We start from the raw sequence: 15,154 nt of genomic DNA on the forward strand, positions 1-15,154 counted from the left end.
CCTTGAGAAATCAGTCCGTGGTATGCCGTTGAGGCAGGAGGCTGTCATGAGCATGCTCTACACCCATGAACGGGCGCCAGAAGCCGATGGTTTGAGTGAGCTAAGGCGTCTGCGCCAACTGCTCGATGTCGCCGAATCGATCGCGCACCTCGGGCATTGGCGTCTGCACCTGGCCAGCGGTTGCATGCAATGGTCGGACCAGGTATTCAGGATCCTGGGCCGCGATCCCGCCCTCGGCGAACCCAGTTTCGAGGAGCATGCGCGTTATTTCGCCCGCGAGGACTGGCCGCGACTGCGCGAGGCGATACGCATCTGCGACCGTTACGGAACCCCCTTCACCCTCACGCTCAACCTCCACGGCGATGACGGTCGGGCCGGCGTGGTCCAGATCTTTGGCGCGAAATTACCCGAGAGCGAGGCCGACCAGACCGAGCTGGTTGGATTCGTGCTGGATGTGAGCGAACAGCATGCCATGCAACAACGCCTCATCAGCACGCAACGACGCCTGGACATCGCCCTGGATGCGAGCGGGATCGGCGTCTATTGCACCAACCTGGTCAACGGCAAGGCCAAGGCGGATGCTCGCTACCTGGCCATGCTCGGCTATCGGCCCGGCGAGGTCTCCCTGTCGCTGGACTGGTGGCGCGAGCAACTGCACCCGGAGGATGCCGCGGCGATCAAAGAGACGATCGAACGCGCGATCTGCGGCGCGCGGGCGGACTTCCAGGGCGAGTATCGGATGCGTCACCGCGACGGGCATTGGGTCTGGATCGAGGATCACGGTCGCATCTGGGAGCGCGACGCGTCCGCGCGCGGCCGGCTGGCGATCGGCGTGCACATCGATATCTCGCAGCGCAAGCGTGCCGAGCGCGAACTGCTGTATCGCGCCAATCACGATCAACTCACCGACCTGCCCAATCGCAACAGCTTTTGGGGCGTGCTGCGGCGGGTGCATGCGCAAAGCCAGCGCAGCGGTCAACCCTATTGCCTGGCGATGATGGATCTGGATTGGTTCAAGGTCATCAACGATACCTATGGCCACAGCGTCGGCGATACCGTGCTCAAGGACGTCGCGCAGCGCCTGCGCCAATCGACCCGCGAGGCGGACTGGATCGCGCGTTGGGGCGGCGAGGAGTTCATCATGCTGATGCCTGAGACCCGCGCGGCGCAGGCGCAACACTCGCTGGAACGGCTGCGCGGTACGCTCGCCGAGACCACGCTGAACACCGCCGCGCAGCCGATTCGGGTCACGCTGAGCATCGGTATCGCCGAGTCCACCGCGCAGGACGCCACCCCCGACCCGGTCATCACCCGCGCCGACGGCTGCCTCTACCAAGCCAAACGCCTAGGCCGCAATCGGGTCTACTGCGCCGAACTCGAGCCCGTCACCTAAACCGCGCCGACAGGCTCGACGCGCCGCCTCAATCGCCTCCCTCAACCGCCTCCACCACGCGTCGCCAGGGCAGCGCCCCCCTCGCGCGTGCGCGCATCCGCTTTTGCCCTGCCCCGCATGCGGGGTACTATGCGGATACGCAACGCCCGATGCTGTTCGTCCGTGGAGATCCATCTTGAGCACAGCGAGAACACTCCTCGATAACGCGGCCGACAAGCTCCCGAGCCCGAATGGCGTCGCGCTCGCGATCATGGAGCTGTGGGAGGACGAGCATGCCACCATCAACCAGATCGCGCATCTGGTGCAAAGCGACCCGGCGCTGTCCGGCCGCCTGCTCAGACTCGCCAACTCCGCCAACACCGGCCTCAGACCCGTCACCTCGATCCCCGAGGCCGTGGTCAGAATCGGCCTGAAGAGCGTCGGCGAATTGGCCGTCGCGTTTTCGGTCATCGATGTCAACCATTACGACGAGCGCTGCCAAGCCTTCGACTATCAGGGGTTTTGGTCGCAATGCCTGCTCATGGCCTTGGTGTCCCGGGAACTCGGCCGAGCCACCTGCGTCGCCCCACCCGAGGAGCTGTTCACCTGCGCGCTGATGATGCGCATCGGCATCCTCGCCTTCGCCACCATTTTTCCCCAGGCCTATTCCGTACTCATCGAGGCGCACCCGGGCGATCTCGGCGTCGCCGAGCGCCAGCAGTTTGGCTTCGACCACAATGATTTATCCGCCGAGATGCTGATCGACTTCGGCCTCCCCGTGGCCCTGGTGGAGCCGGCCAAATTCCATGAGCACTCAAGCAAGGCGGATTTCGAGGAGCGCTCGCGCGGGGCCAAGCTGGCGACGCTGTTCCACCTCGCCTATCAACTCTCGACCACCTGTCTGGAAAAGGGGATCGGCGAGGCGAGCCAGGCGAACCGGACCAAGACCCTCGCCAGACGCCTCGACCTGCCCATCGACCAGCTCTCGAAACTGCTGAAACAGAGCGTCAACGAATGGCAGGAATGGTCGAAGATCCTGGATATCCCGGCCGCGCCGCTGCCGCCGACCGATACCCCCGCGTCCGAGGATGATCCCGCCGCGAGCAGCTCCCCGGGGGGCAAACTGCAAGCCCTGTTGATCCATGCCGAGGGTGGCGATCATGCCCTGCAATCACTGCTGGAGGCGAGATCGATCCATGTCCACGCCTGTCGCGAGCAGAACGAATTCCTGCGGCTCGCGCTGCAAATTCAACCCCAGCTGATCTTCATTGGCGAGGATGCGGGCATCGAGAAAGACCGGCTCTGCCGGCTGATTCGCTCGACCGAATGGGGAAAAACGGTCTATCTCGTGTCGATCCTCGATGGCTACGAGAGCGAGCAGGTCACCCAAGCCCTGTCCGCCGGGGCCGACACCTGTATCCCCGAGGACATCGACGAACAGGCCTTGGATGCCCATCTGGTGGTGGTGCGGCGCTTCTTCGATCTGCAAGCGAAATGGGAGCATGATCGCGCCGAACTGCGCCGGATCGCCAACGAACTGGCGCTGAGTCACAGACGCATGGAGGTGCTGTCGTTGACGGATCAGCTGACCGGCCTGCCCAACCGCCGCTCGGCGATCGAGGCCCTGGGTCAGGCCTGGAGCGTGAGCGAGCGCTCCAACCTGCCGATGTCGGTGATCATGATCGATATCGATCATTTCAAACGCATTAACGACCAATTCGGGCACGCCGCCGGCGATCAGGTGCTGGCCGATGTCGCCAAGGCCTTGAAGGCCGATACCCGCCAAGGCGACAGCAGCTACCGCATGGGCGGCGAGGAGTTCCTGTTACTGAGTTCGGCTTTGGACATCAAGCAGATCATCGTCGTCGCCGAACGCCTGCGACGGCGGATCGCCGCGCTCGACATCGACTGTGGCGGGCATCGCATCCAACTCTCCATCAGCCTGGGCGCGGCGCAACGAGAAGCCGAGCACGAGCATTTCGATGCCTTGTTGAGCGCCGCCGACAAAGCGCTCTATGCCGCCAAGTCCGGCGGACGCAACCGGGTCTGCTTCTACCACAACAAGCGCATCCACAGCATCGACCCGAGCGCGCGGGACCGCAACCAGACCACCTGAGGAACCGCTCGATGGATGAGACGCAGACAGGCCAACACGCCATCGATTTCTATCGTCACCAGTACGATGAACTCGGCGCGCGGCTGCTGCGCGCGCGTCACGAACTGCGGGCGGCGCGCCGCGATGCCGCCCGCCAGCGTCTGATCGCGCGCATCGTCCAACGCCTGTACGCGCTCGCCGGAGAGGAAACCACCGATGAGCGGGTCGACCAATCGCTCGGCGAGCATCTCGTCGCGCTGCTGGTGGAAATCCTGCAAATCGACTGCGCCGCGCTACTGGCGCAAACCCCTGCCGGCGCGCTCGTCGTCGAGCATGCGCTCGGCCTGGAGACGAGCTTTCGACTGTCGCCCTCGGCGCCGGTCCCGGAGCAACCCTCCACTCGACTCACGGCGCCAAGGGTGCCCGAGATGAGCGAGGCGCTACGGGCGCAGGGTCTCCAGCACTGGCTCTGGGCCGCGCACGGCGGCAAGGTGCTCCTGCTCGCCCATCGCCGCCAACAGCCACTGGAGATGCCGCTCACCTTCGAGAACGGCGATCAGGCGATCGCCGAGGCCATCCTCGGTTTCTATCTGGCGCTGATCGAGCAACGCCAAGCGGCCCAGGCGTTAGAGAACGCCAGGATCGACTACCGGATCCTGTTCGAGAGCGCGCAGGACGCCTTCCTGGTCATCGACGGCCATAGCGCCCGACTGCTCGACGCCAACCTCCAGGCCCAACATTTGGTGGGCGCCGACTTCGCCGAACTCCAGCAGCGCGCGCTCATCTACTGGTTGGACGACCCCGACCTCATCGCCTGGCGCCGGCGCTGGCGCCGTGCCCTGGCCGGGCGTGCCGAACAGGTCGAATGCCGCTTGCGCAGCGCCACCGGGCAGCCGTTCTGGGTCGAGATGAGCCTGGTCCGGATCGGCCCGGCCAAGCGCGGCCGCTTGCTGCTGATCGGCCGGGATATCAGCAAGCGCAAGGAGGCGGAGGAACGCCTGCGGCATTACGCCTTCCGCGATGAACTCACGCAGTTGCCCAATCGTGCCTTCATGTACCGGCGCCTGGAAGCCGCCATCCAGCGCCAGCACCAGGAGCCCGGCTATCGGTTCGCGCTCTTCTTCCTCGACCTGGATCGCTTCAAGACCATCAACGAGAGCCTAGGTCATAGTCTCGGCGATCGCCTCCTGGTCACCATTGGCCAACGCCTGAGCGCCTGCCTCGAGGCGGGCGATCATATCGCCCGCCTCGGCGGGGACGAATTCCTCATCTTGAGCGACCAGATCACCGGCGCCGATGCCGCCGAAGTCCTGGCGCAACGCATGGAGCAGGCGTTGCGGACGCCCTGCACCGTGAACGGCCAGGAGATCTTCACCAGCGCCAGTATCGGCATCGTGCTCGCCAACCGCCGTTATCAACAGCCGGAGGCGATGCTGCGCGATGCCGATATCGCCATGTATCAGGCCAAGCGCCGCGAGGGCCGTGAGCGACGTTATGCGTTGTTCGATCCGGCCATGCACGCGCGCGCACTGGCGGACATGGAACTCGAGCGCGATCTCCGGCGCGCGCTGGAGCGCGATGAATTCGTGCTCAATTATCAGCCGATCGTCCAGCTCGACAGCGGACGCATCAAAGGCTTCGAGGCGCTGGTGCGCTGGCGCCATCCCGAGCACGGGCTGGTGCCGCCGGATCGCTTCATCCCGCTGGCCGAGGAGACGCTGCTGATCCTCGATCTCAGCCGCTTCATCCTCGGCGAGGCCTGCCACCAGGCCGTAGTCTGGGCGGAGGCTTGCGCCGACCCGCCGGTGGTGAGCGTCAACCTCTCGGGCCGTCAGTTCATCAGTCAACAGATCGCCGACGAGATCGGCGACCTGACCGCCCAACACGGCTGCCCGAGTTCGCTGATCAATCTCGAGATCACCGAGAGCGCCATTCTCACCGACAAGGAGATGGCCCTGGCCGGCATGCAAGCGCTGCATGCCCAGGGCTTCAAGCTGAGCATGGACGACTTCGGCACCGGCTACTCATCGCTCAGCTATCTCCACCAATTCCCTTTCGATTACATCAAGATCGACCGCAGCTTCGTCAACAGGATCACCGAGGATGCGCGCACCGAGGCCATCGTCGCCGCCATCGTCCGGCTCGCCGAAACCCTCGAGAAGCAGATCATCGCCGAAGGCATCGAAACGCCGGAGCAGCTGGCCACCTTGCAGCGGCTCGGCTGCGGCGGCGGCCAAGGCTATCTGTTCTCCCGGCCGGTCGATGCCGCGAGCGCCATGCGGCTCTTCCAAGACCTGCCCTGGCGGGCGTTGTTCACGCAACCGGGTCGCGGCCTAGCCGCTGATGCCGCTCTCGGCGGCGAGGCGGGCGATGGCTGAGGCGTCCTCGCTCCGCGCGGTGTTCGCCGCCTGCCGCTTCACGCACGCACCCGCTCTCGACGCGCTCGACACCCGCCGTCTGACCAATATCCAATGGCGCGCCGAGCGCTGCACGCCAAGCTCGATCCTCTGCTTCCAGCGCCTGGACGACGGCAGGAGCGATGCCGAACTCATCGAACGCTATCTGGCGCACAGCCATTTCGGCGCCCTGGTGATCAATCGCCCGCTCGCTGGCATTCGGGATGCCAAGGCGCGGGCGCCGGAGGGGGCGCGGCGGGATGGATCCTTGCTCGCCGGATCGACAAGGCAGGCCGGACCGCTCGCCGGACGGCCGATCTTGGTCACCGCGCCGGACGCCTGGGGCGAGACCCTGGAACGGCTGTGCGATCACTTCTACCCGCCACGGCCGGCTGCCTGGCGCATCGCCGGGGTGACCGGCACCAATGGCAAGACCACCACGGTCAAATACCTGGAGTCGATCCTGCGCGCGGCCGGGCGACGCGTGCTCGGCATCGGCACCTTGGGACTGTCGCTGAACGGCGAGCCGCTCGCCGAGACCGGCTTCACCTCGCCGCCGTACATCGAGCTGCGGCGCATCCTGCATCGGTACCAGGCCGAGGCCGACACCCTGGTGATGGAGGTCTCCAGCCACGCGCTGCACCAGGGGCGCGTGCATGGGCTGCGCTTCGCGGCGGCGGCCTGGACCAATTTCAGCCAGGATCACCTCGACTACCATGGCGACGAGGCGAGCTATTTCGCCGCCAAGGCGCGGATCCTCGATCAACTCGCCGACGGGGTGCCGCTGCTGACGACCAGCGTCGAGGTCGAGCGCCGGCTGCGAAGCGAGCGCGGACGCGGCGCTCCGGTGACCCGTATCGAGGCACCGCCCCTGCCCAGCGAGGCGCTGCGAGCGCGCCCATTTCTGGCACTGAGCTACAACCGCGCCAACTATGCGCTGGCCCGCGCGCTGGCGACCCGCCTGCTCGGGATCGAACCCAAGGCGCCTTGGCGCGCCTTGCAGCCTGTCGCCGGGCGCTTCGACTGCCATGTCCATCGGCAGCGCACCATCGTGATCGATTTCGCCCACACCCCGGATGCGCTCGCGCACCTCCTCGACGCCATCCGCGAGGCGTTCCCCCGGGCGCGGATCCTGACCCTCTTCGGCTGCGGCGGCGATCGCGACCGCGCCAAACGACCGCTGATGGGCGCCGCGGTCTGTCGCGGCTCGGATCAGGCGATCCTCACCTCCGACAACCCTCGCTTCGAAGAGCCGCAGGCGATTGCCGATGACACGCTCGCCGGGATGGCCGACTGCAACCCAGCGCCAACGGTGATCCTGGATCGAGCCGAGGCCATCGCGGCGTTGTTCGACCGGCTCGCCGCGCGGCCGGACGACGAGCCTTGGGTCGCGCTGATCGCCGGCAAGGGCCATGAGCCTTACATCGACCGGCACGGGGTCAAGCACCCGTACAGCGATCGCGAGCAGGTGCTGCGCCATTGTCGCCGACTCGGTTGGACCTGCGGATGAGGTCGGCCGTCATCGAAGGGTCATGATTGATCGCTAGAATTGAGCGGGTATCGAATCCGACCGAATCGGTTTTCCTCCAGCTTGAACCCGAGAACCATGATGCGCCGACCGACCCACTCATCGACATCGTCCAAGCTTCACGTGCTGAGCCGCCGCGCGCTGCTCGGCCTCGCCTGCGCCCTATTTGCAACACCGCTGTTCGCCCTTGATGCGCGCTTTACCGACGCCAACGGCGATCTGGTCGCCGATGCCCCGACCGACCCCGCCGACTGGATCGATCCAAGCACGCTGGTCTTCGCCTACACGCCAGTCGAGGACCCGGCCGTCTACGCCGAGGTCTGGTCGGACTTCATCGAACACATGGAGCAGGTCACCGGCAAACGGGTGCAGTTCTTCCCGGTGCAGTCGAACGCGGCGCAGATCGAGGCGATGCGCGCCGGTCGCTTGCATGTGGCCGGCTTCAATACCGGCTCGAACCCGCTCGCGGTCAACTGCGCCGGCTTCGTGCCCTTCGCGATGATGGCGAGCGAGGACGGCAGCTACGGCTATGAGATGGAGATCATCACCTATCCCGGCAGCGGCATCGAGGAGGTCGCGGACATCAAGGGCGGCAAGCTCGCCTTCACCTCCCCAACCTCGAACTCGGGATACAAGGCGCCCTCGGCGATCCTGAAGGCCGATTACGACCTGGTCGCCGAGCGCGATTTCGAGCCGGTGTTCTCCGGCAAGCACGACAATTCGATCCTCGGCGTCGCCAACAAGGACTATCCAGCGGCCTCGGTCGCCAACTCGGTGCTGCGGCGGATGATCGCGCGCGGGGTCATCGAGCCCGAGCAGATCGTTAGCCTCTACCAATCGCAGACCTTTCCCACCACCGGCTACGGCCATGTCTACAACCTGAAACCGGAGCTGGCCGACCAGGTCAAGGAGGCCTTCTTCAGCTTCCCCTGGGAGGGCTCGAAGCTGCAGGAGGAGTTCAAGCAGTCCGGCGAGGCGCAGTTCATCCCGATCAACTACCAGGAGCACTGGGAGGTGATCCGCAAGATCGACGCCGCCAACGGTGTCTCCTACGATTGCAAATAGCCCCGGCTGCGCCCGGCATCCAGTAAGCCGCGATGAGCCGGGCGAGCCTGCGGCAGGTGGAGCAGCAACGGTGAGCAAACTGTGAGTGAGCAACCGGCCAGCCTGCGCCTCATCGGTCTCAGCAAGCGGTATCGCACCGGCGACCAGGCGCTCAACGAGGTCTCGCTGAGCGTGCCGCCGGGACAGGTGTTGGGCCTGATCGGCCCCTCGGGTGCCGGTAAATCGACCCTGATCCGCTGCATCAACCGCTTGGTCGAGCCAAGCGCAGGTCAGGTCTTCTTGAGCCGCCAAGCAACGCCAGGCAAGGCCCCGGGCGCAGGCCGATCAACCGCGACTGGCGTGGTCGGCAGCGATGGCGCGGCCGGCAGCGATGTCGATCACCTTCGAACGGACGCGGACGCCGAGCTGCATGCTGGCACCGAGTCCGCCCTTGAGCCTGGCCCAAGCGGCTCGGATTGCAACGACATCGAGCTGACCGGACTGGGACGACGCGGACTGCGCCAGGCACGCCGGCGCATCGGGATGATCTTCCAGGAGTTCGCGCTGGTCGAGCGCCTGACGGTGATGGAGAACGTCCTGTCCGGGCGCCTCGGTTATCTGCCCTTCTGGCGCAGCTGGCTGCGCCGCTTTCCGCCCGCGGACATCGCCAACGCTTACCGACTGCTGGATCGCGTCGGCCTCGTCGACCAGGCCAACAAACGCGCCGATGCCCTTTCCGGCGGCCAGCGCCAACGCGTCGGCATCGCCCGCGCCCTGGCCCAAGAGCCGGATCTGCTGCTGGTCGACGAACCGACCGCTAGCCTGGACCCGAAGACCTCGCGCCAGATCATGCGCCTCCTGCGCGAGGTCTGCGCCGAGCGCGGGCTGGCCGCGATCGTCAACATCCATGATGTCGCCCTCGCTCAGCAATTCATGATGCGCATCGTCGGGCTGCGCGCCGGCCGTATCGTCTACGATGGCCCGCCGGACGGACTCACGCCAGCGGTGCTGACCCAGATCTATGGCGAGGAGGATTGGACATCTGCGGCAGGCGACGCCGATGAAACCGGCGCGCGCGACCGCACGCCGGGCGGTACCGGCGGCAAGGGCGCGGACGCGAACCAGGGACCGCCGCCGCCGACCGATCAGGGCATCGCGCAGGCATTGTGAGCACCACGGCCTATCCAACGCGTTGGCGCCGCCCGCCGCTGATCGCCGATGCGCGGCTGCGTTGGGCATTGATCATCGCTGCCCTGCTCTATCTGGCGCTCGGCATCGGCAGTCTGGAGGTGAACTGGGCCCGTGCCGCCGACGGCTGGGAGCGCGGGCTGCGTTTCCTCGGCGGATTCCTGAGCCCGGACTTCGGCAGCCGCTGGCAGGATATCCAGCAGGGGCTGATCGAGAGCCTGACCATGACGCTGACCGCGACGCTGGTCGGCATCCTGCTCTCGGTTCCCGTCGGCATCGGTGCCGCGCGCAACATCGCACCGCTGCCGCTCTATCTCCTGTGCCGGGCGATCATCGCTGTCTCGCGTTCGTTGCAGGAGATCATCATCGCGATCCTGTTCGTCGCCATGGTCGGCTTCGGTCCCCTGGCCGGTTTCCTCACCCTCGCCTTCGCCACCATCGGCTTCCTCGCCAAGCTGCTCGCCGAGGATGTCGAGGACATCGACGAGGCCCAGACGGAAGCCGTGCGCGCGACCGGCGCCTCTTGGTGGCAGGTGCTGAACTACGGCATTCAGCCGCAGGTGATGCCGCGCCTGATCGGACTCTCGCTGTATCGTCTGGATATCAATTTCCGCGAATCCTCGGTGATCGGCATCGTTGGCGCCGGCGGTATCGGCGCCACGCTGAACACCGCGCTCGACCGCTACGAGTACGCCTCGGCGGCGGCGATCCTGCTCCTGATCATCGCGATCGTGATGCTCACCGAGTACAGCTCGGGCTGGGTGCGGCGGAGGCTGCAATGACCGCAGGCACAGCCGAGCGCGGACCGCGCGAACGAGTCAAGGGGCAGGCTGTCAACGTGGCACGCTGGCGCCGCCATACCCGGTTGCGGGAACTGCTGCACTGGCTCGGCTGGCTGCTGCTGGTGCTGCTGTTCGTGGTCTGCTGGGAGATCATGACCCGGAATCAGATCTGGGCCTTCGTCTGGGACGCGCCGCATCAGGCCGGGGATCTGTTCTCGCGCATGGTGCCGCCGCGCTGGTCGTACCTGGATCAGCTCTGGCGACCACTCTGGGACACCCTGAACATGGCCACCCTGGGCACCCTGATCGCGTTGGTCATCGCGGTGCCGGTGGCCTTCCTCGCCGCGCGCAACACCACGCCAAGCACGACCCTGATACGGCCGCTGGCGCTGTTCGTGATCGTCGCCTCGCGCTCGGTCAACGCGCTGATCTGGGCGCTGTTGCTGGTCACCATCCTCGGGCCGGGCCTGCTCGCCGGGGTGATCGCGATCGCGCTGCGCTCGATCGGCTTCGTCGGCAAGCTGCTCTACGAGGCGATCGAGGAGATCGACCGCGAGCCGGTCGAAGCGATCCGCGCCACCGGCGCCGGCCCGGCGCAGGTGCTCGACTATGCGATCGTGCCGCAGATCCTGCCGGCCTTTGCCGGCATCGCCCTGTTCCGCTGGGATATCAACATCCGCGAATCGACCGTGCTCGGCCTGGTCGGCGCTGGCGGCATCGGGCTGCAACTGAAGGCCTCGGTCGACAACCTGGCCTGGCCGCAGGTGACGCTGATCTTCCTGGTCATCCTGGCGACGGTGCTGATCAGCGAGTGGATCAGCGCCCAGGTCCGCCAGCGACTGATCTGAGCAACGCGGACCCTGCGGTAGCGGCGCCCGTCTCTCAGGGCTCGATGTCCTCGACGATCGCCATCGATGACAGCTCGGCGGCCCGCTCCGGCGAATAACCGAGGGCGTCGTAGTCGAGGATGCCGCCCGGCTGATGGCAGTCCTTGCACCCGTGCCCCTCGCGCTGGATGCCATGGTTGACCATCAGGGTGCCCATCTGCCGCATCCAGTGCGGCTCGACCTGCGGGGCGAGCTGGCCGTCCCCGGTCAGCGGGTAGAGGGTCTTCCAGCCCCCCTCGACGCCGAAGTAGGCCATGAACTCGTCCATCATGTAGCGCTTGAACGGCTCCTGGTACATGCGCTTGACGATCGGGTCCTGGATCGCGACGGCCACCGCCGCGCGCGTGTCGCCGGTTTCATAATAGGTCGCGTAGTCGAAGGGCAGGATCATCGCCCCGAACGGCCCCTGGTTGTTCATGTCCTCGAACATCATCGCGTTGAACGGCTTGAACGGGTAGATGCGGCTCTCGCCGTCTTCCATCGCCGACTTCAGGTTCTCGCTGACCATCCGGCGGCGCTTCTCGAGCATCTCTGGCGAGAGCTGCGAGAGCGGGTTGGTCGCCCTCTCGACATAGCGGTCGACATCGATATCCGGGTATCGCTGCTTCAGCTCCTCGGCCTTGGCGCGCACCGCGGCGATCACCTCCGGATCGTCGATGCGCGCGATCTGGTTCATCAGCGGATCATAGCTGCCATCGCCCTCCGGGTTGCTGCCCAGGGCGTTGGCCAGGAAGGTGCCGTTGCCGTTGAACCAGAGGTACATCATGCCCTTGCCGGGCTCGCCGGAGCGATAGACATCGGTCGGCGTCCAGATACCTTCCTCTGCGTCCCAGCTTGGATGCACCCAGTCGCGCAGGACCACGTTGTTGTCCTGCAACTGCTTGATATGGCAGGTCTCGCAGGCCAGGCGCGCGACATGGCCGTTGAGCAGCGCGCGATGCTCGGAGAGATTATGCGGGGCCTTGGAATGGCAGCTCTCGCAGCTCACGTCGATGTCCGGCAGATCGGTCGCGACCAGGTCCACCCCTTTGCGGCCACGCGGGATCTGATGGCCCTTGGGCTCGTGGCAGTCGGTGCACTTGATCCCGGCCGCGGCATGCACGTCGTCCTCCGGACTGAACGGATTGCCGCGCTTGGCGCCGGTGTGCAGCAGCCGCTGATGTTGTTCGCCGAGATGCTTGGCGGCGACGTTATGGATGTAGGCATCGCCGCCCATGTTGTGCTGATGGCAGTTGAGGCAGTTCTGGTTGGTGGCGCGGCCAACCGTCATCGCCGAGCGCATGCTGCGATCCTGGTTCCAGCGCAGACCGGTCTCGTCCATGATCACATAGCGCTGGTCCATGTCGTACTCGGCGGCATGGCAGATCAGGCAGTCGATGCCCTGCTTCGCCTCCTCCGGCACGCCGCCCACCGGCATCATCTTCTCGGTCGCCGGGTGGTAGTTGCCGCCGATATGGCATTGGCCGCAGCCCTCGCTGCGCAGCACGACCTCGCCATTGGCGGCATGCGCATGGCCGCCGTCGTCCGCCGCGAGCCTCGGCCCGGCCGCTGATTCGGCGCGCGCTCCGGCCGCCGCCTCGCCACCGGCGCCGTCGTCGATCGGCGAGGATTGGGCCTCGGCCGCCAGCGCATGCTCGGGCCGGCTCTCGACCAGCGCCGCCCAGCCGGTCCAGGAGAAGCTGCCGGGGATGCCGCAGGCGCGGTTGATCTTGCCGACCGGAATCTTGCGCGCGTTTTCGGCATTGACCCGGCGGCCATCGTAGCCGTAGGTGGAGAAGGCGCCGCCAGCCGCGCTCTGAAACTTGAAGTGCACCGTATTGACGATGTTGTCCAGGGTATCGACGGTCTCGACCGTGCCGTCCTCATGGGTGATGTCGATGGTCTCGTGGCACTGGAGACAGGTCTCCGGCCCCTGGTACTCGCGAATGCCGGCCTTGCGAAAATATTCGATGTGCTGGTAATCGGCCTCCTCGAAGAACGAGGGCGTGTTCATCAGGATGTCGATCTTGACCTCGCGCGCGAAATCATCCTGATCCTCGCGCACGGTCGCCGCGGCACGCTCGCGCCGGGCCTGCTGGGTCAACTCCAGCGCCAACTGCTCGAACTCATCGTCGCTCAGCTTGCGGGTGTCGTAGGTGAGCGGTGCATTCTTCACGCCCGTGTAGGCCTCGAAGAAGAGCGGATAGACCAGCTTGTAGAGCACCGCCGGCACCAGGATCACCGCGAGCACGATGGCCACGCGGCGGCGCGTCTTGGTTGCAAAGAGGGAGCGGATGTTCATGGTCATGGATCTCGAAGAAGAACGGCGATGGGCGCGGCGAATGGCCAGGTCCCGGCTGCACCAGGTGCACCAGGGGGTCTGAGCGGCTCGATGACTACTTGTGCCAACCGGTGACCATCGCCTTGAGGTTGCTCGTCGGCGTCGTACCGGTGGTGATGATGTACACATGCACGACCAAGAACAGCACCAGCATCCAGCTGCTCGCGAGGTGCACCATCGCGACGATCCAGACCGTGCCGACCCCGAACAGGGTCTCCGGCAGCGCCGTCGAGAACAGGAAGGACCAGCCGCTGAGGATGAGGATCGGCATCAGCCCGAACATCACACCGATGTAGCTCAACGCCTGCAGGGAATTGAGCTTCTGCTCGGGCGTGACATGGAACGGATGCGGCGCCCCGACGAAGATGCCATGGAGGTAGTAGCGAACCTGCGCCATCAGATCCCGCGGCAGGGTGCGGAGGTTGATCAGATAGTGCTTGCCGTTGCCGCCCCAGAGATTGCCGGCAACGAACGCCAGCCAGGAGGCCGTGAGGAGCATCCCGCAGGTGTTGTGCATGGGCACCGCGGTGTCGAAAGGGATCAGCCAGTTCAGGCTGTAATGCATGCTGACGCCGGTGACCATCAGGGTGAGGAACAGCAACGCATTGGTCCAGTGCCAGAGCCGCAGCCAGAGCGGGTAGAGATAGAAGCTGGTCATTGCGAGTTCTCCCCTTTGCGATAGGCACGGTAACGGGCGTAGCCATGTGCGCCAACCCCCAGGACGGTCAGCGCGAGCACCAGGAGGCTGATCCAATCCAGCCAAGCGGTGCGCGTCATGCCGACGATGTAGGCGTCGTTATAAATTGCCTGCGAGAAGAACCCCGTGCGCTCGCGCTCCTGCTCGGCGCGATAGTTGTAGAGCTGGCTCAGCAGTGCCGAACCCTTGGTATGACATTCGACGCACAGGCGGTTGCTGTCCTCAGCCGCCAGCACATTGTGCGAGGGACGCTCCGGCACCCGCCCCTCTACCGGCGTGTGACAGTCGAGACAGCGCACCGCATGCCAATGCACCTGCGGCCTCGGCAACCATTCATGTCCCTTCGGCACCGGCGTCAGCAGGTCCTCATGGCAGCTCAGGCAGGTCGCGTTGGTCTGCTCGACCACCTTGGCGATCGGCTCGCCGACCAACGGCTTGAATGCGTGCGGGTTGTGGCACGCAAAGCAGGTGAAGTCTTCCACGTCCTCGGTCACATGCACGCTCTTCTGGTACTCCTGCTCGAGCCCCGTCAGGTTCGGCGCGCCCTCGTCCTGGTGTTGCTCATGACAGGTCACGCACCGCAGATCCTCATCGGCACTGCTGCTGCGATGCGGATAATGGGCGTAGCCGCGAGCGTGACAGTCGCTGCAGGCCAGCTCCGCGTGCACCGAATGGCTGTAGGCCCGAGTGTCGATCGAGAGACTCACGATCTGCCCGGTGTCCCGGTCGCGGTAGGCCATGGTCTCCATCCAGTGACAGCGCATACAGTCCTGGCTGTCAGCCTTGAACAGGCCCTGCTGCTCGGCGCTGTCGTTGGCGCCGCCTTCACCGGCATTGGCACCGGC

Annotated in this window: 11 protein-coding genes; 8 read left to right on the top strand and 3 right to left on the bottom strand. The window is 65.7% G+C overall.

Annotated elements, in window-relative coordinates; genetic code table 11:
* The first annotated feature begins 46 nt into the window (after window positions 1–46).
* From ACLFQI_RS05550 to phnE (ACLFQI_RS05585), 8 genes are all read left to right on the top strand, one after another.
* Window positions 47–1,393 carry a diguanylate cyclase gene (locus tag ACLFQI_RS05550; RefSeq protein WP_410757886.1) on the top strand — a complete coding sequence of 449 codons (1,347 nt, stop codon included), beginning with the start codon at window positions 47–49 and terminating at the stop codon, window positions 1,391–1,393.
* A 175-nt stretch (window positions 1,394–1,568) separates the two neighbouring features.
* Entirely contained in the window at window positions 1,569–3,488 is a 1,920-nt protein-coding gene (locus ACLFQI_RS05555) for a diguanylate cyclase (RefSeq protein WP_410757887.1), read from the top strand.
* A gap of 11 nt (window positions 3,489–3,499) precedes the next feature.
* Window positions 3,500–5,845 (top strand): putative bifunctional diguanylate cyclase/phosphodiesterase, encoded by a 2,346-nt coding sequence (locus tag ACLFQI_RS05560; RefSeq protein WP_410757888.1) that lies wholly within the window; start codon window positions 3,500–3,502, stop codon window positions 5,843–5,845.
* Window positions 5,838–7,373, top strand: a complete 1,536-nt coding sequence (locus ACLFQI_RS05565; protein WP_410757889.1) for a Mur ligase family protein — start codon at window positions 5,838–5,840, stop codon at window positions 7,371–7,373. The genes ACLFQI_RS05560 and ACLFQI_RS05565 overlap by 8 nt, the downstream gene beginning before the upstream one ends.
* 99 nt (window positions 7,374–7,472) lie before the next feature.
* Window positions 7,473–8,456, top strand: a complete 984-nt coding sequence (gene phnD / locus ACLFQI_RS05570) for a phosphate/phosphite/phosphonate ABC transporter substrate-binding protein (protein ID WP_410757890.1) — start codon at window positions 7,473–7,475, stop codon at window positions 8,454–8,456.
* 81 nt (window positions 8,457–8,537) lie between these two features.
* A complete protein-coding gene (locus tag ACLFQI_RS05575) occupies window positions 8,538–9,605 on the top strand; it encodes a phosphonate ABC transporter ATP-binding protein (RefSeq protein ID WP_410757891.1) in 1,068 nt (355 codons plus the stop codon).
* Complete coding sequence (gene phnE / locus ACLFQI_RS05580; protein WP_410757892.1) at window positions 9,602–10,405, top strand: phosphonate ABC transporter, permease protein PhnE; 804 nt, start codon at window positions 9,602–9,604, stop codon at window positions 10,403–10,405. Before ACLFQI_RS05575 ends, phnE (ACLFQI_RS05580) begins: the two co-directional genes overlap by 4 nt.
* Entirely contained in the window at window positions 10,402–11,253 is an 852-nt protein-coding gene (phnE, locus tag ACLFQI_RS05585; RefSeq protein ID WP_410757893.1) for a phosphonate ABC transporter, permease protein PhnE, read from the top strand. Before phnE (ACLFQI_RS05580) ends, phnE (ACLFQI_RS05585) begins: the two co-directional genes overlap by 4 nt.
* A gap of 34 nt (window positions 11,254–11,287) precedes the next feature.
* Here the strand turns inward: phnE (ACLFQI_RS05585) and ACLFQI_RS05590 are convergent, their stop codons facing one another.
* The 3 genes from ACLFQI_RS05590 to ACLFQI_RS05600 all read right to left on the bottom strand — a co-directional run.
* A complete protein-coding gene (locus ACLFQI_RS05590; RefSeq protein WP_410757894.1) occupies window positions 11,288–13,579 on the bottom strand; it encodes a nitrite reductase in 2,292 nt (763 codons plus the stop codon).
* Window positions 13,580–13,667: 88 nt separating this feature from the next.
* Entirely contained in the window at window positions 13,668–14,270 is a 603-nt protein-coding gene (locus ACLFQI_RS05595) for a cytochrome b/b6 domain-containing protein (protein WP_410757895.1), read from the bottom strand.
* Window positions 14,267–15,154, bottom strand: an 888-nt coding sequence (locus ACLFQI_RS05600; protein WP_410757896.1) for a cytochrome c3 family protein, incomplete at its 5' end; no start/stop codon positions are given. The genes ACLFQI_RS05600 and ACLFQI_RS05595, both read right to left, overlap by 4 nt.

The sequence above is a fragment of the Halochromatium sp. genome, assembly GCF_046541315.1.
GTDB lineage: Bacteria > Pseudomonadota > Gammaproteobacteria > Chromatiales > Chromatiaceae > Lamprobacter.